This is a genomic window from Streptomyces sp. RK9, from assembly GCF_045070545.1.
GTDB lineage: Bacteria > Actinomycetota > Actinomycetes > Streptomycetales > Streptomycetaceae > Streptomyces > Streptomyces alboflavus.
In genome coordinates, this window is the sequence record NZ_CP173705.1 from 439,120 (window position 1) to 464,344 (window position 25,225).

General features: G+C 71.1%; 23 protein-coding genes and 1 riboswitch. Of the genes, 10 read left to right on the forward strand and 13 right to left on the reverse strand.

The window, feature by feature from the left end; genetic code table 11:
- Positions 1-22: 22 nt before the first annotated feature.
- From AB6L24_RS39445 to clpS, 7 genes are all read right to left on the reverse strand, one after another.
- A complete protein-coding gene (locus AB6L24_RS39445) occupies positions 23-844 on the reverse strand; it encodes an ABC transporter ATP-binding protein (protein ID WP_405664320.1) in 822 nt (273 codons plus the stop codon).
- A complete protein-coding gene (locus AB6L24_RS39450; RefSeq protein WP_405664322.1) occupies positions 841-1,917 on the reverse strand; it encodes a FecCD family ABC transporter permease in 1,077 nt (358 codons plus the stop codon). The genes AB6L24_RS39445 and AB6L24_RS39450 overlap by 4 nt, the downstream gene beginning before the upstream one ends.
- A gap of 44 nt (positions 1,918-1,961) precedes the next feature.
- On the reverse strand, positions 1,962-2,945 hold the full coding sequence (locus AB6L24_RS39455; protein ID WP_405664324.1) for an ABC transporter substrate-binding protein: 984 nt from the start codon (positions 2,943-2,945) through the stop codon (positions 1,962-1,964).
- 39 nt (positions 2,946-2,984) lie between these two features.
- A riboswitch (cobalamin riboswitch) is annotated at positions 2,985-3,113 on the reverse strand.
- 7 nt (positions 3,114-3,120) lie between these two features.
- Complete coding sequence (locus tag AB6L24_RS39460) at positions 3,121-3,543, reverse strand: Mov34/MPN/PAD-1 family protein (RefSeq protein WP_405664325.1); 423 nt, start codon at positions 3,541-3,543, stop codon at positions 3,121-3,123.
- Positions 3,544-3,626: 83 nt separating this feature from the next.
- Positions 3,627-5,132, reverse strand: coding sequence for an amino acid permease (locus AB6L24_RS39465; protein WP_380854660.1), 1,506 nt, complete (start codon positions 5,130-5,132; stop codon positions 3,627-3,629).
- 394 nt (positions 5,133-5,526) lie between these two features.
- A complete protein-coding gene (locus AB6L24_RS39470) occupies positions 5,527-6,135 on the reverse strand; it encodes a DUF2017 domain-containing protein (RefSeq protein ID WP_405664327.1) in 609 nt (202 codons plus the stop codon).
- Between the two features lie 11 nt (positions 6,136-6,146).
- Entirely contained in the window at positions 6,147-6,464 is a 318-nt protein-coding gene (gene clpS, locus AB6L24_RS39475) for an ATP-dependent Clp protease adapter ClpS (RefSeq protein ID WP_030358347.1), read from the reverse strand.
- An 80-nt stretch (positions 6,465-6,544) separates the two neighbouring features.
- Here clpS and AB6L24_RS39480 point away from each other — a divergent pair, with 80 nt between their 5' ends.
- Together AB6L24_RS39480 and AB6L24_RS39485 are read left to right on the forward strand one after the other, a co-directional pair.
- Entirely contained in the window at positions 6,545-7,882 is a 1,338-nt protein-coding gene (locus AB6L24_RS39480; RefSeq protein ID WP_405664330.1) for a nicotinate phosphoribosyltransferase, read from the forward strand.
- A 78-nt stretch (positions 7,883-7,960) separates the two neighbouring features.
- Complete coding sequence (locus AB6L24_RS39485) at positions 7,961-8,545, forward strand: nicotinamidase (RefSeq protein ID WP_405664332.1); 585 nt, start codon at positions 7,961-7,963, stop codon at positions 8,543-8,545.
- 108 nt (positions 8,546-8,653) lie between these two features.
- Here the strand turns inward: AB6L24_RS39485 and AB6L24_RS39490 are convergent, their stop codons facing one another.
- Complete coding sequence (locus tag AB6L24_RS39490; RefSeq protein ID WP_405664334.1) at positions 8,654-8,968, reverse strand: hypothetical protein; 315 nt, start codon at positions 8,966-8,968, stop codon at positions 8,654-8,656.
- Positions 8,969-9,102: 134 nt separating this feature from the next.
- Positions 9,103-11,541, reverse strand: a complete 2,439-nt coding sequence (locus AB6L24_RS39495; RefSeq protein WP_405664335.1) for an immune inhibitor A domain-containing protein — start codon at positions 11,539-11,541, stop codon at positions 9,103-9,105.
- Positions 11,542-12,031: 490 nt separating this feature from the next.
- Between AB6L24_RS39495 and AB6L24_RS39500 the strand changes: the two genes are divergently transcribed.
- Positions 12,032-12,394, forward strand: a complete 363-nt coding sequence (locus tag AB6L24_RS39500; protein WP_405664337.1) for a hypothetical protein — start codon at positions 12,032-12,034, stop codon at positions 12,392-12,394.
- Positions 12,395-12,489: 95 nt separating this feature from the next.
- On the opposite strand, the gene AB6L24_RS39505 is transcribed toward AB6L24_RS39500, so the two are convergent.
- Positions 12,490-13,215, reverse strand: coding sequence for an RDD family protein (locus AB6L24_RS39505; RefSeq protein WP_405664339.1), 726 nt, complete (start codon positions 13,213-13,215; stop codon positions 12,490-12,492).
- Positions 13,216-13,344: 129 nt separating this feature from the next.
- Positions 13,345-15,093, reverse strand: coding sequence for an RDD family protein (locus AB6L24_RS39510; RefSeq protein WP_405664341.1), 1,749 nt, complete (start codon positions 15,091-15,093; stop codon positions 13,345-13,347).
- Positions 15,094-15,383: 290 nt separating this feature from the next.
- Between AB6L24_RS39510 and AB6L24_RS39515 the strand changes: the two genes are divergently transcribed.
- Entirely contained in the window at positions 15,384-15,863 is a 480-nt protein-coding gene (locus tag AB6L24_RS39515) for an SsgA family sporulation/cell division regulator (RefSeq protein WP_030358355.1), read from the forward strand.
- 19 nt (positions 15,864-15,882) lie between these two features.
- On the opposite strand, the gene AB6L24_RS39520 is transcribed toward AB6L24_RS39515, so the two are convergent.
- A complete protein-coding gene (locus AB6L24_RS39520) occupies positions 15,883-17,292 on the reverse strand; it encodes an FAD-binding oxidoreductase (protein ID WP_030358356.1) in 1,410 nt (469 codons plus the stop codon).
- Positions 17,293-17,389: 97 nt separating this feature from the next.
- On the opposite strand from AB6L24_RS39520, the gene AB6L24_RS39525 reads away from it, so the two are divergent.
- Complete coding sequence (locus AB6L24_RS39525; protein WP_405664344.1) at positions 17,390-19,012, forward strand: tetratricopeptide repeat protein; 1,623 nt, start codon at positions 17,390-17,392, stop codon at positions 19,010-19,012.
- Positions 19,013-19,519: 507 nt separating this feature from the next.
- Here AB6L24_RS39525 and hppD read toward each other — a convergent pair.
- Positions 19,520-20,665: a 4-hydroxyphenylpyruvate dioxygenase gene (gene hppD / locus AB6L24_RS39530; RefSeq protein ID WP_405664346.1), complete on the reverse strand. Its 1,146-nt coding sequence runs from the start codon at positions 20,663-20,665 to the stop codon at positions 19,520-19,522.
- A 121-nt stretch (positions 20,666-20,786) separates the two neighbouring features.
- On the opposite strand from hppD, the gene AB6L24_RS39535 reads away from it, so the two are divergent.
- The 5 genes from AB6L24_RS39535 (at position 20,787) to AB6L24_RS39555 (ending at position 25,174) form a co-directional block, all read left to right on the forward strand.
- A complete protein-coding gene (locus tag AB6L24_RS39535; RefSeq protein ID WP_030358359.1) occupies positions 20,787-21,266 on the forward strand; it encodes an Lrp/AsnC family transcriptional regulator in 480 nt (159 codons plus the stop codon).
- Between the two features lie 78 nt (positions 21,267-21,344).
- On the forward strand, positions 21,345-21,992 hold the full coding sequence (locus tag AB6L24_RS39540) for an ABC transporter permease (RefSeq protein ID WP_030358360.1): 648 nt from the start codon (positions 21,345-21,347) through the stop codon (positions 21,990-21,992).
- Entirely contained in the window at positions 21,985-23,271 is a 1,287-nt protein-coding gene (locus tag AB6L24_RS39545; protein WP_405664349.1) for a betaine/proline/choline family ABC transporter ATP-binding protein, read from the forward strand. Before AB6L24_RS39540 ends, AB6L24_RS39545 begins: the two co-directional genes overlap by 8 nt.
- Positions 23,272-23,297: 26 nt before the next feature.
- Positions 23,298-24,170 carry an ABC transporter permease gene (locus tag AB6L24_RS39550; RefSeq protein ID WP_380855316.1) on the forward strand — a complete coding sequence of 291 codons (873 nt, stop codon included), beginning with the start codon at positions 23,298-23,300 and terminating at the stop codon, positions 24,168-24,170.
- Positions 24,167-25,174 carry a glycine betaine ABC transporter substrate-binding protein gene (locus AB6L24_RS39555; RefSeq protein WP_405664351.1) on the forward strand — a complete coding sequence of 336 codons (1,008 nt, stop codon included), beginning with the start codon at positions 24,167-24,169 and terminating at the stop codon, positions 25,172-25,174. Before AB6L24_RS39550 ends, AB6L24_RS39555 begins: the two co-directional genes overlap by 4 nt.
- The last annotated feature ends 51 nt before the right edge of the window (positions 25,175-25,225 follow it).

Genomic DNA, 25,225 nt, shown 5'->3' on the forward strand with positions numbered 1-25,225 from the left:
CGGGAGGCGGGGTGCCGCGGGCTCAGGCCCGGGGCTCCCCCACCGTCCCGGGCAGGTACGTCACCGTCGGCGCCCCCGTCGCCGGATGCACCGCCACCTCCGCCGCGACCCCGTACACCTTCGCCAGGAGCTCGCCGGTGAGGACGTCCCCGGGCGGCCCGGACGCGACGACCCGGCCCGCGTCGAGGACGTACAGGCGGTCGCAGTAGTACGCGGCGAGGGTCAGGTCGTGCAGGGCGAGCAGGTTGGCCGTGCCGAGGCCGCGGACCAGGCCGAGGATCTCCAGCTGGTAGCGGATGTCCAGGTGGTTCGTGGGCTCGTCGAGGACGAGGACGGCCGGTTCCTGGACCAACGCCCGTGCGGTCAGGACGCGTTGGCGTTCGCCGCCGGAGAGCCGCGCGAAGGCGCGTCCGGCCAGGGCGGCGCCGCCGACCCGCTCCAGGGCGTCGCGGACCAGGTCCTCGTCGGCGGCCGTGTCGCCCTCCCAGAAGCGTTTGTGCGGGGAGCGGCCCATGGCGACGATCTGGCGGACGGTGAGCTCGAAGCCCGTCTGGCCGTCCTGCGGGACCGTGGCGACGCGGCGGGCGCGGGCCTTGACCCCGGCGTCCGCCAGGTCGTCGCCGTCGAGCAGGACCCGGCCGCCGGTGGGCTTGAGCGCCCCGTACACACAGCGGAGCAGTGTCGTCTTGCCGCTGCCGTTGGGGCCGACCAGGCCCACTGTCTCGCCTGCGGAGACGGCGAGTGAGACGGCGTCCACCAGGCGGCGGCCCGACGGGGTCTCGTACGTGAGGTTCTCGGTGCGCAGCAGGGGCCCGGGGCCCGGCGCTTCCGTACGTGGATTCATGCCTCCGCCCCCTCCCGCGTCCGCCCCCGCCGCAGCAGCCACAAGAAGAACGGGCCGCCCGTGAGCGCCGTGAGCACGCCCACCGGGATGTCCTGCGGCGCCGCCACCGTGCGGGCCGCGAGGTCCGCCACCACCAGGAACACCGCCCCCATCAGCGCCGCCACCGGAAGCAGCACCCGGTGCGCCGCGCCCACCAGCATCCGGGCCGCGTGCGGAACCATCAGGCCGACGAAGCCGATGGCCCCGCTGTGCGCGACGAGTACGCCGGTCACCAGCGAGGTCAGGACGAAGACGCCCGCGCGGAACCTGGCCGTGTCCAGGCCGAGGACCGTCGCGCCCTCCTCGCCGACCAGGAGCAGGTCCAGGGGGCGGGCCAGGGCGATCAGCAGCGCCGTGCCGACGGCCAGGACCGTCACCGGCAGCGCGAGCATGTCCCAGCGGGCGCTGCCGAGGCCGCCCAGGGTCCAGTACAGGACTTCCTTCAGGTGGTCGGCGCGGGCCGAGACGACCAGGATCAGGCTGGTCAGGGCCGCCAGGACGTACGAGACGGCCACGCCCGCGAGGATCAGGCGGGTCGTCGTGAAGCCGCCGCCCGGCTCCCTGGCCAGGGCGTACACCACCAGCAGCGCAAGGAACGCGCCCGCGAAGGACGCCGACGGGATCGTCACCGTGGTCGCCATGCCCGCGCCCAGGCCGAGCACGATCACCGAGACCGCCGCCGCGGAGGCGCCCGAGGAGACGCCCAGGAGGAAGGGGTCCGCGAGGGGGTTGCGGACGAGGGCCTGGAGGGTGGTGCCGACCACCGCCAGGCCCGCGCCCACGGCCGCGCCGAGGATGACCCGTGGGAGGCGGACGTCGAGGACGATCGTGCGGAACGGGGAGGGGTCGGCGTTGCCCGTGAGGATCTGGACCACGTCGGCCGTGGGGATTCTGACGGAGCCCAGGGCCAGGGCGGCGAGGCTCGCTGCCGCGAGGGCGAGGGTGAGCGCGGCTATGACGGCGGTGAAGCGGAGGCCGGTGCGTCCCTCGGGTGGGACGGGTGCCCGCCGATCGGCCTTCGGCCTCGTCCTCAAACGCCGGACGGGCTGAAACTCGCCGCCCCGAGACCGCAGCCTGCTCACCGCAACTGCTCCGCCAGCTTCCGCACCGCCCCCGGCGCCCGCACCCCAAGGACCACGTCCGACAGCGGCAGCACCGCGAACCGCTTGTTCTTGATGGCCGGGACGTCCTTGAGGGCCGGGTCGTCCAGGAGGCGCTTCTTCTTCTGGGCGACCGTGGACGCGCCGTAGTCGTAGATGACGATGACGTCGGGGCGGCGCTCGACGACCGTCTCCCAGGAGGCGTCGCCGAAGGACTTGTCGAGGTCGGACATCACGTTGCGGCCGCCCGCGCGCTCGATGATGTCGTTGCCGATGCCGCGGCCGCCCGCGGTGAACGCCGTCTTGTCGCCGCTGTCGTAGACGAAGACGGCGGGCTTCTTGCCGCCGTCGGCGGACTGCTTCGCGGTGGCGGCGAGTTCGGCCTTCGCGTCGCGCACCCACTTGTCCGCCCGGTCCCGGACTCCGAACGTCGCGCCCGCCTCGCGCACCTCGCGGTACACGTCGTCCATCGTGACGGGCTTCTTGGCGCAGCCCTCGATGTTCAGGCGGGACTTGATGCCGGACTTGGCGAGGGCGTCGCGGGAGCGGCCGTCGCCCGCCGCGAAGGCGCTCGCGTAACCGCCGTACACGAAGTCGGGGTTGGCGGCGAGCAGCTTCTCGTAGGAGGGGTACTCCTTGGCGATGACGGGCGTCGCCTCGTACGCCTTCTTGTACTTGGGGAGCACCTTGTCGTCGAGGTAGGCGGTGCCGGCGATGCGGTCCTTGAGGCCCAGTTCGAGGAGGATCTCCGTCACGTGCTGGTTCATGGTGACCGCGCGCTTCGGTGGTGCGTCGAAGGTCGTCTTCGTCCCGCAGTTGGTGACGGTGTACGGGAATCCGGCGGCCTTGCCGTCGGCCTTCCCGGAGTCGTCGTCGCCGGAGGACGAGGCCGACGGGGACGCTGAGCACGCGGTGAGCGGCAGCAGGATCGCCGCCGTGGCGAGCAGGGCGCGGGTACGCATGGGGTGCGGGCCTCCTCCAGGGGATTTCCGCGTCCCCTGAGTGCATGTGGAGGAGGCGGCAGGTCAGTTCCTGACTCCCGGGCGCGCGGGGCGCGGCCGGTCACAGTGGCGGGACCGCGCCGGATTTCCACCGGCTTCCTGGGTCCTGCCGCCTCGAGGGTCGTAAAGCTCGCGCTCAGTATGCCTGGACGACCCTGACGTCCTCCTCCTCGACCTCGCCCTCGACGATCCGGAACGAGCGGAACTGGAAGGGGCCCGCGTCGTCGGTGTCGGCGGTGGAGACGAGGACGTAGTGGGCACCCGGCTCGTTGGCGTACGAGATGTCGGTGCGGGAGGGGTAGGCCTCGGTCGCGGTGTGCGAGTGGTAGATGATCACCGGCTCCTCGTCGCGGTCGTCCAGATCGCGGTAGAGCTTGAGCAGGTCGGTCGAGTCGAACTCGTAGAACGTGGGCGAGCGGGCCGCGTTGAGCATCGGGACGAAGCGCTCGGGGCGGTCGCTGCCCGCCGGGCCCGCGACGACGCCGCACGCCTCGTCGGGGTGGTCCTGGCGCGCGTGCGCGACGATCTGGTCGTGGAGGGCCTGGGTGATGGTCAGCATGTCGGCCAGGATAAGCAGCGGGGCGGCCCCGTACCGAAGTGTGGTACGGGGCCGCCCGCATGCTGGACAGATGGTGTCCGGGGTCAGTCCTTGGTGACCGGTGCGGCATCCGTGGCGCCCTCGACGCCCTGGCCGGTGTGCACGCGCTTCTTGAAGGCCGCGGCCTCCGGGTTGCGGCTCTTGAGGACCAGGTAGGACACGCACAGGATCGCGGCCCAGATGGGGGCGCAGTACAGCGAGATCCGGGCGTCCTTGTCGATGCCCATCATCACGATGACCATGCCGATGAAGGCGAGGGCGAACCAGCTCGTGTACGGGGCGCCCGGCGCGCGGAAGGTGGACTGCGGGACGAGACCGCGGTCGGCCTTGCGGCGGTAGTTGATCTGGGAGACCAGGATCATGATCCAGGCCCACATGCCGGAGATGGTCGCGAAGGAGACGACGTAGTTGAACGCCTCGCCCGGCCACTGGTAGTTGATCCACACGCCGACGAGCATCAGCGCGGCGGAGGCGGTGGTGCCGACCAGCGGCAGGCCGTTCTTGGTGAGCTTGGTGAAGAACTTCGGGCCCTGGCCGTTGAGCGCGAGGTCGCGCAGCATGCGGCCGGTGGAGTACATGCCCGAGTTGCAGGAGGAGAGGGCGGCGGTCAGGACCACGAAGTTCACGATCGCGGCGCCGACGCCGAGGCCCATCTTCTCGAAGGCGGCGACGAACGGCGAGACGCCCGGCTGGAAGTGCGTCCACGGCACGACCGAGAGGATCATGATCAGGGCGCCGACGTAGAAGACGGCGATGCGCCACGGCACGGTGTTGATCGCCTTGGGCAGGGTCTTCTTCGGGTCCTTGGACTCGCCCGCGGTGACGCCGACCAGCTCGACGGCGAGGAAGGCGAACATCACGATCTGCAGCGTCATCAGCGTGTTGCCGATGCCGTTGGGGAAGAAGCCGCCGTTGTCCCACAGGTGCGAGACGGACGCGGAGTCACCGGCGTCGGAGAAGCCGATGGTGAGGATGCCGGCACAGATCAGGATCATGCCGATGATCGCGGTGACCTTGACCATCGAGAACCAGAACTCCAGCTCACCGAAGAGCTTCACGGAGATCAGGTTGGCGCCGTACAGAATGACCGTGAAGATCAGCGCGTACGCCCATTGTGGAATGGAGTCGTGCGTCCAGTACTGCATGTACTGGGCCGCCGCGGTGACTTCCGTGATGCCGGTGACGACCCAGAAGAGCCAGTACGTCCAGCCGGTCACGAACCCGAAGAACGGGCTGACGAACTCACGGGCGTACTCCGAGAACGAGCCCGAGACGGGCCGGTACATCAGGAGCTCGCCGAGCGCGCGCATGATGAAGAAGATGACGAGGCCCGCGATCGCGTACGCGAGGATGAGGCTGGGCCCGGCCTTGTGAATGGCCTTGCCCGCGCCGAGGAACAGGCCGGTGCCGATGGCACCGCCGATCGCGATCATCTGGATCTGCCGGGCGCCGAGCCCGCGCTGATAGCCCTCGTTGTCGCCGGACGCGCCCTCTGTGGCCGCCGCGGCCTCATTGCCGTCGTGGTGTTCTTCGACCTGCACTGAGGTCATGGTGACGCCTTTCTCCATGCTGATCCGCGCCGCGAACTGCGGTTTCGCCGCGGACCAGGTCCTGATCCCCCCGGATGGTGATGGAGTGCCGCCGACGGTCTGCCGGCCTAGAGCGCCCCCGGTGACATGGGTGGCGTCACCGAGCGGTCGTGAAGATTTATCACGACCGTCACAGTGATCGAATGAGCCATATGTGGCATACGGCACAGGAAGAAGCGGACAAAGAAGTCTCGGCGCCCCAAAGGGGGCGCCGAGGTGACAGGATCGTTATCCGGATTTGAGCGTCCGTTGAGCGAACGCCCGCGATCTTCAAACCGACGTCACGTGAGCGTCGGGAAACCGTCACGACTTCGGCGTCGGGCCGTCACGGCGCCGACGTCACAGCATCACGGCTTCACGGCATCAAGGTCTCGACGAGCGTCTCCTGGAGTCCGCCGAGCCAGAGATAGGCCATCACCATCGGCTTGCGCGGGTCGGAGTCCGGCAGCCGGTAGAGGAGGTCGGTGTCCTCCTCGTCGGTCACGTCGAGCCGGGCGCCGATCGCGAGCCGCAGGTCGTTGAGCGCGCCGAGCCAGCTGCGCGACTCCTCCGCGGACAGCTTCAGGACGGCGCCGCCCTCGCCCGCGACGGTGAGCGCGTCCAGGGAGCGGATCACGGCGAGCGCGTCGTCCCGCTTGCGGGCCCGCAGGTCGTTCTCGGTGAAGCGGCGGAACTCGGCGGAGTACGCCCGCAGTTCGTCGGCCTTCTCCAGGGAGGCGGACTCGGTGCCGGGGCCGCCGTACGCGTCCGGGAGCAGCCTTTTGAGGACCGGGTCGGTGGGCGGCTCGCTCGGACCCTCGGCGAACAGCTCCGCGAACGGGTCGCCGTCGGCGCCCGCGGGCTCCTCGCCCGGGCCGATCAGCTCGAGGAGCTGCACCGCGAGCGAGCGGATGATCGAGATCTCGACCTCGTCGAGGGCGACGGCCGCGCCGCCGCCCGGGATCGGTTCGAAGTGTCCAGGCATCAGTCGCGTCGCTACTTCCGGTCCTGCTGGAGCGTTGCCCACAGCCCGTATCCGTGCATCGCCTGCACGTCGCGTTCCATCTCCTCGCGGCTGCCGCTGGAGACGACGGCCCGGCCCTTGTGGTGCACGTCCATCATGAGCTTGGTGGCCTTGTCCTTCGAGTACCCGAAGTACGTCTGGAAGACATAGGTCACATAGCTCATCAGATTGACCGGGTCGTTGTGCACGAGCGTGATCCACGGAACGTCCGGCTCCGGGACCGCGAAGGTCTCCTCTTCCGCGTCCGGGCGTGTGATCTCTACGGGAGCAGCGCTACTCACCTGCCCCATGCTGCCACCCGGGGCGGCCTGCCGCACAAACGGACCCCCGAAATCGTCAGAGTGACGAGATGCGGGGTAGCATCCTTGTCATGAACTCTGGGGAGCATGACCTGGGGCTGCCGGTGGATGTCCCTTCCACCGCGCTCTTCACGGATCACTACGAGTTGACGATGCTGCAGGGCGCGCTGAAGTCGGGCACCGCCGACCGGCGCTCGGTCTTCGAGGTGTTCACCCGCAGACTGCCCGAGGGCCGCCGCTACGGCGTCGTGGCCGGGACCGGGCGGGTCCTGGACGCGGTCGAGAACTTCCGCTTCGACGCCGGTGTGCTCGCCTTCCTGCGCGAGCGCGGCGTCGTGGACGCGCCGACGCTCGACTGGCTGGCCTCGTACCGCTTCAGCGGGGACATCTGGGGCTACCCGGAGGGCGAGACGTACTTCCCGGGCTCCCCGATCCTGCGGGTCGAGGGCTCCTTCGCGGAGTGCGTGCTCCTGGAGACGGTGATCCTCTCCATCCTCAACCACGACTCGGCCATCGCCGCCGCGGCCTCCCGCATGGCCTCCGCCGCGGGCGGCCGGCCGCTGATCGAGATGGGCGCCCGCCGCACCCACGAGCTGGCCGCCGTCGCCGCCGCCCGCGCCGCCTACGTCGGCGGCTTCACCACCACCTCCGACCTCGCGGCCGGGTTCCGCTACGGCATCCCGACCGTCGGCACGTCCGCGCACTCCTTCACCCTCGTCCACGACAGCGAGCGGGACGCCTTCCGCGCCCAGGTCGACGCCCTCGGCCGGGGCACCACGCTGCTCGTCGACACCTACGACGTCGGCGAGGCCGTCCGGATGGCCGTCGAGATCGCCGGGCCCGACCTCGGCGCCGTCCGCATCGACTCCGGCGACCTGCTGCTCGTCGCCCATCGGGTACGGCAGCAGCTCGACGAGCTGGGCGCCACCAACACCAAGATCGTGGTCACCTCCGACCTCGACGAGTACGCCATCGCCTCGCTCGCCGCGGCGCCCGTGGACGCGTACGGCGTGGGCACCCAGCTGGTCACCGGATCCGGGCACCCCACCTGCTCCATGGTCTACAAGCTCGTCGCCCGCGCCCGCTCCGCCGACCCCAAGGCCCCCCTCGAACCCGTCGCCAAGAAGTCCCTCGGCGGGAAGTCGTCCCTCGGCGGCCGCAAGTGGGCCGCACGCCGCGTCGACGCGCAGGGGGTCGCCGAGGCCGAGGTCATCGGGACCGGGCCGGTGCCCGGCGACCTCGCCGACCGGCAGCTTCTCGTCGAGCTGGTCAAGGGCGGGGACGTCGTCGCCCGCGAGCCCCTCGACAGCGTCCGGGAGCGGCACGCGGCCGCGCGGGGGCGGCTGCCGCTCTCCGCCACCCAGCTGTCGCGCGGGGAGGCGGTCATTCCCACCGAGTACCTGGCCTGAGTGCGTCGCCCGCCCTCTCCCGCAACGGAGTGGAAGTCTCTACGCTCGGTTCATCCAGCTAGCCGAAGGAAACCCGCCATGCGTCGCGCCCTGATCGTCGTCGATGTACAGAACGACTTCTGCGAAGGGGGCAGTCTCGCGGTGTCCGGCGGCGCGGACGTGGCTGCCGCCATCACCGAGCTCATCGGGCAGGCCGCCCCCTGCTACCGGCATGTGGTGGCCACCCGTGACCACCACATCGACCCCGGTGACCACTTCTCCGACCGGCCCGACTTCGTCGACTCGTGGCCGCCGCACTGTGTCGCCGGGACGGAGGGGGTGGGGTTCCATCCGAACTTCGCGCCCGCCGTGGCGTCCGGGGCGATCGACGCCGTCTTCGACAAGGGGGCGCACTCGGCCGCCTACAGCGGGTTCGAGGGGGTCGACGAGAACGGGACCTCTCTGGCCCAGTGGCTGCGGGACCGGCAGATCCGGGAGGTCGACGTCGTCGGGATCGCCACGGATCACTGTGTGCGGGCCACGGCTCTCGACGCCGTCCGCGAGGGCTTCCGCACCCACGTCCTCCTCGACCTCACGGCCGGGGTGGCCGAGGAGACCACCCAGCGCGCCCTGGACGACCTCCGCGAAGCGGGCGCGGAACTCACCGGCAAGCCGGTGGTGTGACCTTCGCGGGGCGCCCCAGGCCCGCCCCTTCACCGAACCCGGGGCTCCGCCCCGGACCCCGCTCCTCAAACGCCGGAGGGGCTATTCATAGCCCGCCCCGGCCAGGGGCTACGCAGCCGCGCCCCGCCTCAGCAGCGCCCGGATCGGATGCCACAGCTCCGCCGCCCCGTCCGGCGCCGTGCGCCATATGAGGCCGTCGGGGTGGTGCAGCACCGCGGTGACCTCGTCCGGGGTGGGAGGCTCCGTGTTGCCGCGGAGGTAGACCGCCCGGAGGCCGAGATTGCGGAGCCGGGTCAGGGCCCGCGCCCGGTTCGCCGCGCGGACGAGGACGCGCACGCTGCCACCCCCGGGCCCGGGACTCGGCAGGGTCATCGCCACCACCACACTGCCGTTGGGCAGCTTGCAGAAGCCTCCTGCGGCCATGGTCTGTCACACCCCCGTGAGACGTCGTGTCAATAAGAGAACCACAGCACGCACTCAAACACGATCGGCCGCCGCCCGCTAGAGGGCGACGGCCGATCGGCCAGAAACAGGCGTTTGACCTGCGGAGATGAGATTTACTTGGAGGACTTGCCCACCTGGAGCGTGATCGTCGAGCCGTCCTTGGGCTGCTTGAGGATCTTTATCCGGGTGTTGGTGTCAGTGACCTTGACACTTCCCGTGGGGTTCTCCGCGTACCAGTAGGTGCCCTTGCGGTCGTCGAAGACGGAGACGCCCTTCTTCGACTTGATCTTGAGGGCGACGTCGGCGTTGTGAAGCGTGAACGCGTCCGTGGCGTACTTCGAGAACGGCGCGTCGAACGGCTGGATCTTGTTCCGCAGGAGCGTGCCGTCCTTCCACTTCATCGGCTTGGCGTGGGCGTCGATCGGGAGGATCAGGCCCTTGCCGGGGTGCTGGCTGACGTTGTTGTCCTTCTGGGAGGTGTCCCACTGCCAGATCATCAGGCCGGTCTGGTAGGGGTAGTGCTCGACCCAGTCGGGACGGGACTTGGAGAAGCCGAAGTTGTACGGGCCGACCTTGAGGGTCTTGTCGTACGACACGTACTGGCGGTTCTCCGCGAGGTAGTACTGCTCGTACTCCTTGGTGAAGGACTCGCCGATGCGCGAGAAGCCCTTCGTCTTCCAGCCGTTGTCGTCGCCCTCGGCGCCGTCCTCGACGAGCTTGGCGCCGTCCGCGGTCAGCGTGATCGCGTCGGCCGTGAAGCCCTTGAGCGCGGTGCCGCCGTCGGTGGCGTAGCGGAAGCGGACGTCGATCTTCTTGCCGGCGTAGGCGTCCAGCGGGAAGACCAGCTTCTGGTACTTCTTCGAGGAGCCGGTCAGGGCCGGCTTGTCGCCCGCGTCACGGGTGATCGGCTTGCCGTCGGCGGTGCCGTCGACGGGCGTCCAGTTGGCGCCGGAGTCCGTGGACACCTCGGTGTAGAGGTAGTCGTAGTTGGACTCGATGTCCCACCAACCCTGCAGGGAAAGATCGGCCTTGGACTTGCCGGTGAGGTCGACGCTGCGCGTGAGCGTGTTGCGCAGGTCGTCGTCCTGGCCGCTCCACCACTGCTTGGTGCCCTCGGCGGGCTTCACGACGGTCGTGGTGACCGGCTTCTTGGGCAGGTCGACGAGGAGCGCCTGGCGGTGCCGGGTGTTGTACTCGGACACGCCGAGCTTGTGCTCGGAGGTCGTCGCGGCCTTCGCCCGGTCGTAGTTGAGCCAGCCCAGCTGGAACTTGTCCCAGGCGGTCATGTCGCCGGGCAGGTCGCCGATCGAGCCCTTGCCGGTGCCGAGCCAGGAGCCGGCCGACATCAGCGACCAGAAGCCGACCGAGTTCTCGGCCTTGCCGGTGGTGTCGTACAGGTCGGGCAGACCCAGGTCGTGGCCGTACTCGTGGGCGAAGACGCCGAGGCCGCCGTTCTCGGGCTGCATCGTGTAGTCGCCGACCCAGATGCCGGAGTCGCCGATCTGGGTGCCGCCCGACTTGTTGTCGGCGGGGCCGGTCTTGCCCGCGTCGTTGCCGTACGCGTACCAGCGGTGCGCCCACAGGGCGTTGGGGCCCTCGGCGCCGCCGCCCGCGGACTCGTCCTCGCCCGCGTGCACGATCTGGAAGTGGTCGATGTACCCGTCGGGCTCGTTGAAGTTGCCGTCGCCGTCGAAGTCGTAGCGGTCCCACAGGTCGTACTTGGCGAGGTCCGCCTTGATCTGCGCGTCCGTGCGGCCCTTGGCCTTCTGGTCCTTGACCCAGGCCGTGGTGCCGTCGCGGACGGCGTCCCAGACGTTGGCGCAGTTGGAGTCGCCGCACCAGTTGGAGCCGTAGCGGGCCTCGTTGTAGTCGACCTTGACCCAGTCCGAGACCTCGCCGTCGACCGAGTAGCGGCCGGACGACGTCTTCTCGTAGTAGGTCTTCAGCGAGTGCTTGGGCTTGCCCTTGGCGTCCTTGCCCTCACCGAAGTAGAGGTCCTGGAAGTGCTTCCTGTTGTAATCCGCCTGCCAGGCCGTGCTGTTGTCCTTCGCACGGTCCGGCTTGGCTATCTTGTTGTGCGCGGGGCCGGGTGTGCCGCCGTACTTCTTGATCGGCTTCTCGGGCCCTTCGGGACCGTCGGGGTCGTACATGGTGGTGTCGTCCACCTTGTCCCCGAACTCCACCAGAATCGTGAAGATCTTGTCGGTCTTCTCCCGGCCCAGCTCGACGTACTTCTTGTCGTCGAGCTTCACCACGTTCGACCCGCCGCGCTTCTGCACCTTGGCGTCGCCGGAGACGACCTGCTCCAGGGCCGCCTTGCGCTGCTGGGCCTGCTGCTTGCTGAACGGGCCCTCGAGGTCGTGGTCGACGTGGGCCTTGGCGTCCGCCGGGTCCCGGCGGTCGATGGCTGCTGCCTTGCCGGTCGCGGACGCCTTGTCGCCGCTCCCGCCGTCGTCGGCCGCCGCCACGGAATAAGCGGAGAACGTCGCGGTCGCCGCCGCGAGAGCCACCGCTGCCGCGGTCGCTCTGAACGTTCGTCTCTTGATGGTCACTTGATGCTGTCCTCCCCCGCGCCCGCATCACGGACCGAAATTCCCGGTCGAGGAGGTCCGCGCGCGATATGCGCGTCACAAGTGACGACATTCGACCGGAGAGAGGGAAGAAAAGACAGACCTTGACTTGAACAGGCCAAGTGCTCTATGCAGACCCGACCGACCGTTATCCGAACATGATCAAGCGGGATCGCGGCGGCGCACGCGGGGCATTCCCCGTCCCCTCAACAGGCGCGCCTCGCCGTCCAATTGGCGGGACGCATGAATCCATGCGCCCCCTGTGCACCGGCACCGTGGGTTAGGTCACGCTTACCGCACGTTCCCGTCGGGCATGCAGGCGAATAGAGTCATTTCGACGGTGCGCACGGGTACTCGGCGAAGCTTCCAAGTCGCCACCTTTGAGCACCCTTTGATTCGTATACGTCCACATCGTCTTGATCTATCCCCCGCATCCGCTGTCCCGAGGACGGATCACGCCATGCCTCGCCCCATGCCTCGTCCGACCGTCGCACAGCTCACCTACGGTTCCGCGACCGTCATCTGTTCCGCGCTCGCCATGCTGCTGCTCTCCCAGGCGAGTTCGGTGCCGGGAGTCGCGGTCATCACCTTCGCCGCGCTCGGCCTCGGCCTGCTCGTGGCCATGACGGTGCCCCTGCCCAAGCCCGCCCCGGAGCCGACCGAGGCCCTGGCCGCCACCGCGGTCCCGGTCCCCGCCGCGGTGTCCGTGCCCTCGTCGCCCTCGTCGCCCTCGTCCTTCGAGGAGCGGATCCCGGTGCAGCGCACCGTGCTCGCCACCGACTCCACCGCCCCGCAGCACACCACGCTGCCCGTACGCGAACCAGCGGGCCCCTGAGCGTCACCTGCCCGCGCAGGTGACGCCCACGGACCCGCCGCGGCCACCGCCCGGCGCCGCCGCAGCGCCGGGCCTTCGCTGTGCCCTCGTGCCGCTCAGCCCACGCCGACCACCACGGTCTTGGCCGCCTTGTCGTGCAGCCCCTGCTTGTAGGGCTTGTCGAAGAAGCTCCAGCCGCCGCAGATCGCCGTCCAGATGCAGGCGCAGCAGAACGCGAACGGGATCCACAGCACCGCCGAGCGCACGAGCGCCGTCTGCAGCGTCGGGTTCGCCCCGTCGTTGAGGTTCGCCACCCGCATGCCGAGCCACTTCTTGCCGAGCGTCTGACCCGTCTTCGAGATCAGATAGCTGTCGTACGCCATGTACAGCACGGCGGCGAGCAGCGACTGGCCGAACGACCTGCCTGCGTCCACCTTGTCCGGGTCCCAGTCGTACTCGTTCGTCCCGAAAAGGAGGGACAGCAGGACGGCGACCACGCCGACGAGGACCATGTCGATGATGCGGGCCAGGACGCGTTTGCCGCTGTCGGCGAGCGGAGGCATGCCCGCGAGGGGGTCCTGCCCGCCGAATCCGCCGCCGTAGGGGTCGCCTCCGTACGGGGGCGGCGGGGTGCCGCCGGGGCCGCCGGGGCCGCCGCCGAAGGGTGCGCCGCCGCCCGCGCCCGGCGGGGGCGGGTCGTACGGGGAGCCTCCGCCGGGGGGCGGGGTGCCGTCGGACGGCGGGGGCGGGGTGCCGTCGGAGGCCGGGGGCGGCTGCTTCCTGAAGGGGTCGTTGTCGTCGGGGTCCGGAGCGTTGGGGTATTGCGGCGGTTCGGTGCTCATGGGGTGAGTGCACCTCGAAGTGGAGTGCGCCGCATGCGACGGGCGGCTGTCCGGGTTACGACCCCCCGCGGGGGCCTCTACCGAAAGTAGGCCCGCGCCCGGCCCGGCGACACCCCGCCGACGGGCCGCTCAGCCCGCCACGAACGTCCCGGCCGCCTTGTCGTGCCAGCACTGGCGCCAGGGGCGGTCGAACAGGCACCACAGCACCCCGACGACCCCGACCACGAGGACCCCCGGCACGCTGTACACCAGCCAGCGCCGCAGCGCCGCCCCGAACGACGGCGCCCCGTGCTCCTCGATGTCCCTGACCTCGACGCCGCACACCTTCTTGCCGAGGGTGCGGCCCCACTTGGCCGTGGGCAGCGCCTCGTAGAGCACCCCGAAGAGCAGGAGCACGCCGAGGACGACGCCGAGGTACCCGGCCGTCGTGCCGTCGAGCAGCCACACCGTGACCTTCTCGCCCGACAGCTTCGCCGCGTCGATCTTGCTGTCGATGTGGTCCGCGGCCCGGGTGCCGAGCGGCAGCGCCGCCCCCGCGGTCACGGCGGCGAGCACCACCGTGTCGATGAGCCGCGCGGCGAGCCGCCTGCCGAGCCCGGCGGGACGCGCCTCCGCCTGCGCCTGCGCCACCGCGGCGAACGGGTCCGCGGCCACCGGCTTCCACGGCAGGACGGGCCCTTCGCCCTGGCCCGGCTGCCCCTGCCCGGGCGACTGCGCGAGCTGGTGCACCTGCTGGGCCCAGGACGCCGAACCGCCGCCGGGTCCGGACGTCACCGGCGAGGCGACCCCGCCCTGGGCACCGGCCTGCGGGGGCACGCTCTGCTGCGGGGTGCCTGCCTGCGGGGCCCCGGCCTGCGGGGCCCGTTCCTGCTGCTGCGGGACAGCGGCCTGCTGCGGGGCCGCGGTCTGCTGCGGCACGACCGGCGCCTGCGCGGCGCCGGAAGCGGGCCCCTTCTGCCCCGACTTGGGGCGCAGGGCCCGGATCGCCATCGTCCCCTCGGTCCCGCCGTCCGCGTCCGGCGTCCCGGCCCCCGCCGGCTTCACCGGGCCCGTGGGCCGCCGGAAGGTGACCGTTCCCTCGGTGGTGGCGGGCTGCGGCACACCGGGCTTGACGGGCCGGAAGGTCATCGTGCCCGGCCCTTCGGCCTCCGCGTCCTCGGTTCGACCGACGGCCGCCGGAGCCTGCTCCCGCTGCCCCGGCTCCTGCCGCGCACCGGGTTGCTGTTGCGCGGGCACGCGCCGCGCGCCGCCCTCGGCCGCGCTCCCTCGGGCCGCCCCCGCCGATGCCGACGCGCCGGGCGCCGCCCCCTCGCTCCGCACGCGCGGGTCCCGCGGGTCCGACGGGCCGTGCGCACCCGGCGCACCGGTCGCCCCGGCCGCACCTGCCGCACCCGCCGCACCCCACGAGACCCGCTGGTCCTGCTCGCCGCCGAGCCCCGTCTGCCGGGCCGCGTCCGCCTGCCAGGCCGAAGCGGGCTCGGGCTTGACCCCGTGCTGCCCATCCCCGGCACCAGCACCAGCACCAGCACCAGCACCACCGTCGACGTCAGACCCCGCGCCCAGACCGAGGCCGAAGCCGACGCCGAGGCCGATGTTCGTGTCCGTGTCGGGGCCGGTCTGCGTCACCCCTCCCGGCTCCTCGTCGAAGAACACCGGCCCGGTCTCCTCCGCGGGGGTGGCCGCGGGCGCCGGAGCAGGGGGCGTGGTGGCCGAGCGGGGCGGCGCGGGCAGGGGTTCGCCGTCGGACGGTGCGGGACGGCTCGTACCGGGCACCCAGGCCGCCCCGTTCCAGTACCGGACATATCCCGGAATGGACGGATCGGGGTAGTAGCCTTCGCGCGGCCTGTCGTCGCCGGGGGCCGGAGTTGGGGCGCTCATGTCCGTCGTCCCGTATCTGCTCGGGGGTCTTGTGAGGCTCCACATCTATCAGACCCGCGCGCCGCGTCGGGCGGCTCCCGCCGCACCGCCCCCTTCCGTGCACGGTTCCTCCCCGCCGTCCGAACACGCCCGCACACCCCGTGTCGTACCCGGCGAAAAAAATCTTCCCGAAGTCGCGTAATGCCTGGCCGTCCCCGCGCTCTCACTCTCTGCGGGCCCGAAACGGGTCCGGTGCGCGGGCCCTCACCGCAGGGCCGCGCACGCCGCGAGAGAAAGGAAGCGCACGAGCTATGCACACCGTGGTGGAACGCGAGCTGGAGCTGAAACTCGTCCTCTCGCCGGAACGGGCGATCCCCGTCCCGGCCCGGCTCACCTACCGCACCGACGATCCGTACGCCGTCCACATCGCCTTTCACATCGGCTCCGAGAACCCGGTGAACTGGACGTTCGCCCGGGAGCTCCTGGTGGAGGGGGTGTTCAGGCCGTGCGGCCACGGCGACGTGCGGGTGTGGCCGACGAAGGTCGAGGGACGCTCCGTGGTCCTGATGGCGCTCAGCTCGCCCGACGGCGACGCGCTCCTGGAAGCGCCGGCGCCCGCCGTGTCCGCCTGGCTGGAGCGCACCCTGCGGGTGGTCCCTCCGGGCTCTGAGGCCGAGCGGCTCGGCATCGACGACGGCCTGGCCGAGCTGCTCGCCCCCACCCCTGGCCGCGCGGACGAGCTGTGGCTGCGCGACCCGTGGCCGAGTGACGAGTCGAAGGACGGTGAGTGAGCACTGAACTCACGGGGGGTCAGAAGAGCTTGCCGGGGTTGAGGAGGTGGTGCGGGTCGAACGCCGTCTTGACGGCGCGCTGCATCTCCACGCCCACCGGTCCCAGCTCACGCGCCAGCCACTCCTTCTTCAGGACGCCGACGCCGTGTTCACCGGTGATGGTGCCGCCGAGTTCGAGGCCGAGGGCCATGATCTCGTCGAAGGACTCGCGGGCGCGCCGTGACTCGTCGGGGTCTGCCGCGTCGAAGCAGACGGTGGGGTGGGTGTTGCCGTCGCCCGCGTGCGCGCAGACCCCGATGGTCAGTCCGTACTTGTCGGCGATCCGCTCGACCCCGTCGAGCATGTCGCCGAGCCGGGAGCGCGGTACGCACACGTCGTCGATCATCGTCGTGCCCTTCACCGCTTCGAGTGCGGTGAGGGACAACCGGCGTGCCTGGAGGAGGAGTTCGGACTCGGCCGCGTCCTCGGCCGGGACGACCTGGGTCGCGCCCGCGGCCTCGCACAGGGCGCCGACGGCGGCGAGGTCGGCGGCCGGGTCCGGGGTGTCGAAGGCGGCGAGGAGCAGCGCCTCGGTGGTCTCGGGCAGGCCCATGTTGCCGAGGGCGTTGACGGCGCGGATCGTCGTGCGGTCCATCAGCTCCAGGAGCGACGGCACATGGCCGCCCTCCATGATCTTGCAGACGGCCGCGCAGGCGTCGGCGGCCGAGCCGAACTCGGCGGCGAGGACGAGCTGCCGGGGCGGCTGCGGCTTGAGGGCGAGGACGGCGCGGACGACGATGCCGAGGCTGCCCTCGGAGCCGACGAACAGGCGTGTCAGGTCGTATCCGGCGACGCCCTTGGCGGTACGACGTCCGGTGCTGAGCAGGCGCCCGTCGGCGAGGACGACGTCGAGGCCGAGGACGTACTCCGCCGTCACGCCGTACTTCACGCAGCACAGTCCGCCGGAGGCCGTGCCGATGTTGCCGCCGATGGTGCACATCTCCCAACTGGAGGGATCCGGCGGGTAGAAGAGGCCGTGCTCGGCCACCGCGCGGGAGAGCGTGGCGTTGATGACGCCGGGCTCGACGACGGCGATCCGGTCGACGGGGCTGATCTCGATGATCCGGTCCATCTTGACGAGCGAGAGGACGACGCAGCCCTCGCTCGCGTTGGCCGCGCCGGACAGGCCGGTGCGGGCGCCCTGCGGGACGACCGGGACCTTCAGCTCGGTGGCGGTCCGCATCACGTGCTGGACCTCTTCGACGGTGCGCGGCAGGACCACGACGGCGGGCGTTCCCGCCTCGCAGAAGCTCGCCATGTCGTTGGCGTACGAGGCCGTGACGTCCGGGTCGGTGAGGAGCGCGTCGGCGGGGAGTCCGGCGCGGAGGCGGTCCAGGAGGTCGGCGGGTGCGGCGGGGGTGCCCGGCGTGCTGTGCGTGCCACTGCTCATGATCACAGCCTCGCACTCGGGGCCATCGGTGTGAACCCGTGTGCGACGCCGTTCGCGTGCCGGGATGTGCTCTTCGTATTGACGCACAGTGAGCGCCATGGAGACCGAGGAGACCCCCCAGACCCCGCCCGAGGGCTCACCGCAGGGCGCACCCGGGACCGAGTCCGCGTCGGCTCCGGCGGTGCAGAGCTCGGACGCCGTCCGGATCCCGCGGCACGCGCGCACGTCGCTGATGACCTCGGCGACCGCGCGCGGCCCGCTCGACGGCGGCGGCCCCGGCCGCCGCCGCTCCCCCGCCCTGCGCCGCGCCCTCGTCGCCGCCGTCGCGGGCTGTGCCGTGCTCGGCGGGGTCCTGGTCCTCCTGCCCGACCGGGGCGAGGACTCCGCGCCGCCCGCGCTGGGGCCCGCCGGGCGGGCGGCGGCCGCGGTGGGGGCCGGGGCGCCGGCCGCGGTGCCCGATCTGGCGGTGCTCATCGGTGAGCGCGAGGCGCAGGTGCGGGCGCGTCCCGGGGACGACCAGTCCTGGGCGGTACTCGGGTCCGCGTACGTCGAACGCGGCCTGAGGACCGCCGACTCCGCGTACTACCCGAAGGCCGAGCGTGCCCTGCGCACCTCCCTGCGCGCCCGGCCCGAGCGGAACGTGGCCGCCCTCACCGGCCTCGCCGCCCTCGCCAACGCCCGGCACGACTTCCGGGACGCGCGGAAGTGGGGCGAACAGGCGGTGCGGATCGCGCCGCGGCGGTGGGCGGCGCACGCGGCACTCCTCGACGCCTACCGGGGGCTCGGCGACGCCAAGGGGGTCGGGCGGGCGCTTGAGAAGGTACGCAAGCTGGGTCCCGGCACCGCCGCCGCCCGGGTCCGTTCCGGGGCGGTCTACCGGGACCGGGGCTGGCGCGAGGACGCGGCCGCGGCGCTCTCGGACGCGGCGGCGCTCGCCCGCACGCCCGCCGAGCGGGCGGCCTGCCTGTACCGGGTCGGGGAGCTCGCCTGGGAGCGGGGCGAGCCCGGCGACGCGCTGCGCCACTACGACGCGGCGCTCGCGGCCGACCCCGACCATCACCCCTCGCTCGCGGCGAAGGGGCGCGCCCTCGCCGCGGTCGGCCGGACGTCGGACGCCCTGCACGCGTACCGGGCCGCGCTCGTCCGGCGGCCCGCCCCGGAATACGCCCTCGAACTGGGCGAGTTGTACGAGTCCCTCAAGCTGCGGCCCGCCGCTTCCGCGCAGTACGACCTGCTGCGGGCGCGGGTGCGGCAGGGAGGTCTCGGCGGGGTGAACGACGAGCGGGTGCTCGGGGTGTTCGAGGCGGAGCACGGGGATGTGGGGGCGGCGGTGCGGAGGCTGTCCGCGGAGTTCAAGCGGCACGGGTCGCCGGAGAACGAGGACGCCCTCGGCTGGGCGCTGCACCGCTCCGGCAAGTCCAAGGAGGGCCTGAAACACGTCGAGTCGGCCGTGAAGAAGGGCCCGCGCAGCGCGCTGTTCGCCTACCACCGCGGGGCGATCGAGCGCGCCCTCGGCCACTACGGCGCAGCCCGCCGCCACCTCTCCGAGGCCCTCCGCATCAACCCCCACTTCTCGCCCCTGGCAGCACCGGCGGCCCACACGGCCCTGAAGTCCCTGGGCGACCCCCCGGACGGCGGCCCGGCCCAGGTGTACGCCCCGCGCGGCGCCCCCATCCCGAAGCTTCCCCGCCCCACGAAGCCCTCCAGGCAGTCCGACTGACCCCTCACATAACGGTCACCGTGGGCCGGGGCTGTGCCCACCCGTCCCGCCCTGCGGGACGATTGCCCACAGAGGCGGGGGCAGCGGTCTCGGCGGCGTCGGCCGGGGCTGCGCACACAGCGGTGGGGGGAGCGGTCGCAGCGGCGTCGGCCCGGGCTGTGCCCGCAGGGTGGGACGGCAGCAACGGCAACTCCCACGCACCTCAGCGACGCCGGAGCACCCGTCGCGGCACCGGCGCCCCCGGGCAACCCGCGGGGAGGCGGGCGGTCGCCAGGGATGCGGCCCGAGGCATGAGGTGCCAGTAAACGGGCGGGCGGGTGGGAGATGTCCACCGCGGTAGCGGTGGAAGGACTCGACGGGCCGCGGACGCCGACGGCGAGAGGCCCCCACGGGCGACGGTCACCGTCCGGTCGACTGGAAACGGGCGGGCGGGTGGGAGATGTCCGGCGCGGTAGCGGCGGGACAGGAGCAACCCCCACCCCGCCGCAGACGAAAGCGAACCCCGTCCTAGAGGTTGCCCCGCTTCTCCTGCTCGCGCTCGATCGCCTCGAAGAGGGCCTTGAAGTTCCCCTTGCCGAAGCCCATCGAGCCGTGGCGCTCGATCATCTCGAAGAAGACGGTGGGCCGGTCCTGGACCGGCTTGGTGAAGATCTGGAGCAGGTACCCGTCCTCGTCCCGGTCGACGAGGATCTTCTGCTCGCGCAGGATCTCCACGGGCACCCGGGTCTCACCGGCCCACTCGCCGAGGGTGTCGTAGTAACTGCCCGGCACGTCGAGGAACTCGACCCCCGCGGCCCGCATGGCCTTCACGGTGGCCACGATGTCGTTGGTGGCGAGCGCCATGTGCTGGACGCCGGGGCCGCCGTAGAACTCGAGGTACTCGTCGATCTGCGACTTCTTCTTCGCGATCGCCGGCTCGTTGATCGGGAACTTGACCTTCTTGGTGCCGTCCGCGACGACCTTCGACATCAGCGCCGAGTACTCGGTGGCGATGTCGTCGCCCACGAACTCCTTCATGTTGGTGAAGCCCATGACCTTGTTGTAGAAGGCACACCACTCGTTCATCTTGCCGAGCTCGACGTTGCCGACGCAGTGGTCGATGGCCTGGAAGGTCCGCTTGGCGGGGGGCTCCACGATCGGCTGCGCGGGGACGAAGCCGGGCAGGTAGGGGCCGTCGTAGCCGGTGCGCTCGACGAGGGTGTGGCGGGTCTGGCCGTACGTGGCGATGGCGGCGCGGACGACGGTGCCGTGCTCGTCCTTCGTCTCGTAGGGCTCCTCGAGGCCGGTGGCGCCGTGCTCGACGGCGTAGGCGTACGCGGCGCGCGCGTCCGGGACCTCGATGGCGAGGTCGACGACACCGTCACCGTGCTCCGCGACGTGGCCCTCGAGGAAGCGGCCCCAGTCGGTGGAGGCCTTGATGACGGAGGTGAGGACGAAGCGGGCGGCACCGCTCTCCAGCACATAGCTGGCGGTCTCGCGGCTGCCGTTCTCCGGTCCGGAGTAGGCCACGAGTTTCATGCCGAACGCCGTGGAGTAGTAGTGCGCGGCCTGCTTGGCGTTGCCCACGGCGAAGACGACCGCGTCCATTCCCTTCACCGGGAAGGGGTCGGCCTCGCGCGCGGTTTCGGGGGTGGTGTGTGTGGTCTGAGTCATAGAGCGAGGCTCCCGCCGAACCACAAGATGCGCAATAGTTCGCGTATTCACTGGGCAATCTGCCCAGCATTCATCGCGAAGCAGCGGGCGTTCTGTACAGGATGCTCATCAGGGAGGCGGCATGGCGATCGATCATTTGGACGGCAGGCTCATCGTGCTGCTCGCGCGGGAGCCGCGCATCGGGGTCCTGGAGGCGTCCCGCCGCCTGGGGGTCGCGCGGGGCACGGTGCAGGCGCGGATGGACCGGCTTCAGTCGAACGGAGTCATCCGGGGATTCGGCCCGGACGTGGATCCGGCGGCGCTCGGCTACCCGGTGACGGCGTTCGCGACGCTGGAGATCAAACAGGGCCAGGGCGCGGACGTACGGGCCCATTTGGCGACCGTGGCCGAGGTCCTGGAACTGCACACCATCACCGGTCACGGCGACATGCTCTGCCGTCTGGTGGCCCGCTCGAACGCCGATCTCCAACGTGTGATCGACCGGGTGGTGGGTTTTGATGGCATCGTCCGGGCCTCCACGGCGATCGTCATGGAGAACCCGGTCCCGCTGCGGATCATCCCCCTGGTGGAACAGGCGTCCGACGACACCGGACCTGGGTAGAGACGACGGGTACGGCACGCGGGCGCCGGGAGCTTCCCGGCGCCGTCCGAGCGCTTCTCGGCGAGGTGAACGGCACAGATGAACTTCTGGGACTACCTCGGCAACCGTCACCAGCAGTTGCTGATGGACGCGTACCAGCACGCCAGCGCCGTCTTCCAGTGCATGGTCGTGGCCACGGCCATCGGCGTACTGATCGGCGTCCTGACGTACCGCAGCGAGTGGGCGGGGAATCTCGCCACCACCCTGACGTCCACGATCCTCACCATCCCCTCGCTCGCCATGATCGGTCTGCTCATCCCGATCGTGGGCCTCGGCGTCGCGCCGACGGTGACGGCCCTGATCCTGTACGGCCTGCTCCCGATCGTGCGCAACTCCATCGTGGGCCTGCGCGGGGTCGACCCGACGCTGGTGGACGCGGCGAAGGGCATCGGGATGTCGCGGCTGCACCGGCTCGTGCGGATCGAGCTGCCGCTGGCGTGGCCGCCGATCCTGACCGGCATCCGGGTCTCCACGCAGATGCTGATGGGCATCGCCGCGATCGCCGCGTACGCGTCGGGGCCCGGCCTCGGCAACGAGATCTTCCGCGGCATCGCCTCGCTGGGCAGCAAGAACGCGCTCAACCAAGTGCTCGCGGGCACGCTCGGGATCATCGTCCTGGCGCTGCTCTTCGACGCCGTGTACGTCCTGATCGGCCGGCTGACGATTCCGAGGGGTATCCGTGTCTGAGACGTCCGATACGACCGCCGCCACCGCCCCGCCCGAGGAACCGGCGCCCGCGGCGACCACCGGCGCGACCATCGAGCTGGAGAACCTCACCAAGCGCTACCCCGGCAGCGGCGACCCGGCCGTGGACAGCGTGAACATGGAGATCAAGGCGGGCGAGATCGTCATCTTCGTGGGCCCTTCGGGCTGCGGGAAGTCGACCACGCTGAAGATGATCAACCGTCTGATCGAGCCGACCAGCGGCCGCATCCGCATCAACGGCGAGGACGTCACCGACATCGACCCGGTGAAGCTGCGCCGCAAGGTCGGCTACGCCATCCAGTCCTCCGGGCTCTTCCCGCACATGACGGTCGCTCAGAACATCGCCCTCGTACCGAAGATGGTCGGCTGGGGGAAGTCGAGGATCAAGGCGCGGGTGGAGGAGATGCTGGACCTGGTGGGCCTGGACCCGGCCGAGTTCCACGGCCGCTATCCGCGCCAGCTCTCCGGCGGCCAGCAGCAACGCGTCGGCGTGGCGCGGGCGCTCGCCGCCGACCCGCCCGTGCTCCTGATGGACGAGCCGTTCGGCGCGGTCGACCCCATCACCCGCGACCACCTCCAGGACGAGCTGATCCGCCTCCAGCACGAGCTGCACAAGACGATCGTCTTCGTCACGCACGACTTCGACGAGGCCATCAAGCTGGGCGACCGCATCGCCGTCCTGCGCGAGCGCTCGCACATCGCGCAGTTCGACACCCCCGAGGCGATCCTCACCAACCCGGCCGACGACTTCGTGTCGGGCTTCGTGGGCGCGGGCGCGGCCCTGAAGCGGCTGAACCTCACCCGCGTGCGCGACGTGGAGATGGCGGACGTGCCGACGGTGACCGTCGACGACCCGCTCCAGACGATCTTCGACAAGCTGCGCGCCAGCGGCACCAACGAACTGCTCCTGCTCGACAAGCGCGGCCGCCCCTACAAGTGGCTGCGCCGCGGCGACCTGATGCGCGCCAAGGGCTCCCTGGCCCGCGCGGGCACCCTCGTGCACGACACGGTGACCCGGGACGCGACGCTGCGGGACGCCCTGGAGGCCGTCCTCACCGACAACGCGGGCCGGGTCGCCGTCACCGGGCGGCGCGGCGAGTACACGGGCGTCGTCGACATGGAGACCCTGATGAACTCCGTGCACGAGATGCTGGAGGCCGACCGGCTCGAAGCGATGGAGCACCAGCACGAACTGGAGGAGCAGCGCGCCGAGTTGACGCACGCGGCGCAGGAGGGCACCGCCGGGGAGGCGAAGGCGTGAGCCCGCCGCCCGGGGGTGAGCCCCGGATCCCCGAACGCAAGGGCGCGGCCAAGGCACCCGCGCGCCCGCGGGGCGAGCACGAGGTCAAGGGCCTGGCGTTCCGCGACGAGGGCGAGGCCGAGCAGGAGGCGCCCGCGCCCGCCGTGGCCGCGAAGCCGCCGCGCCGGATCACCTGGCAGAAGCTGACGGTCCTGCCCGCGATCCTCGCGGCGGTGCTGCTCGCCACCTGGCTCTGGTTCCAGCAGGCGGACCTGGACTCGATCTCCGAGAACGCGCTGTCCAACGGGCAGGTCGGCAAGGCGCTGCGGCAGCACGTCGAGCTGACGGCGATCTCCACGTTCTTCGTGCTGATCATCGCGATCCCGCTGGGGATCCTGCTCACCCGGCGCGCCTTCCGCAAGGGCGCCCCGGTGGCGATGGCGCTCGCCAACATGGGGCAGGCGACCCCGGCGATCGGCCTGCTCGCGCTGCTTGTCATCTGGCTGGGCATCGGCGAGAAGGCGGCCCTGACGGGCATCATCATCTACGCCGTCCTGCCGGTCCTCTCCAACACCATCGCGGGCCTGCGCGCCAACGACCCGACACTCCTGGAGGCCGCGCGCGGCATCGGCATGTCCCCGCTCGGCGTGCTCGCGCGGGTCGAACTCCCCCTTGCCGTACCGCTGATCCTCGCGGGCGTGCGCACCGCCCTGGTCCTGAACGTGGGCACGGCCACGCTCGCGACCTTCGGCGGCGGGGGCGGGCTCGGCGTCCTGATCACGACGGGCATCACCAATCAGCGCATGCCGGTCCTGATGCTCGGCTCGATCCTGACGGTGGTCCTCGCCCTGCTGGTGGACTGGCTGGCCTCGCTGGCCGAGCTGGTGCTCAGCCCGCGCGGCCTGGAGGTGCGGTCATGAGGCGTACGACGCGACGGCGGACGCAGCGGCGCGGGGCCGGTGCGCGCACCAAGGCGCTCGCGGCCGTGGGCGGGGTGCTGCTCGTGGCCGCCGGGTGCGGGCTCACCAGCGGCTCGCCGATGGTGGACGACGTGAAGCCGGGCATCGTCGGCAAGGGCAAGCCGCTGGAGGGCGCCGATCTCACGGTCACCTCCAAGGAGTTCACGGAGCAGCTGATCCTCGGCGCCATCATGGGCATCGCCTTCCAGGCGGCCGGGGCGGACGTCCTGGACCGGACCGGCATCCAGGGTTCCATCGGGGCGCGCGAGGCGGTCAAGGGCGGGGACGCGGACGCCATGTACGAGTACACGGGCACCGCCTGGATCACGTACCTGGGCAACTCCGACCCCATCCCCGACCCGCAGCAGCAGTGGGACGCCGTGCGCAAGGCGGACGCGAAGAACGGCGTGACGTGGCTGCCGCCCGCGGCCCTGAACAACACCTACGCCCTGGCCCTGAACGAGTCGAACCTGAAGAAGTACGGCACGAAGACCCTCTCCGACGTCGCCGCCCTGTCCAAGTCCGACCCGAAGGCGGTCACGCTGTGCGTGGAGGGCGAGTTCGCCAACCGCGCCGACGGCCTGCCCGGCATGCAGAAGAAGTACGGCATGAGCCTGCCGTCCGGGAACATCACGCAGATGGACACCGGGATCATCTACACCCAGGCCCAGAAGGGCAGTTGCACCTACGGCGAGGTCTTCACCACCGACGGCCGCATCAAGGCGATGAACCTGACGCCGATGACCGACGACAAGCACTTCTTCCCCAACTACAACGCCGCCCCCGAGATCAACAGCAAGACCCTGAAGAAGTACCCGGGGATCGCCGAGGTCCTCGCCCCCGTGACGAAGAAGCTCGACAACGCGGTGGCGCAGGAGCTGAACGCGAAGGTGGACGTGGACGGGCAGGACCCGCACAAGGTGGCGAAGGACTGGATGGTGGAGGAGGGCTTCGTCAAGGAGTAGCCGCCGACGGCGCGGGCGCGGCCGCGTGGCGCCCCGACCACTTACAAAGAC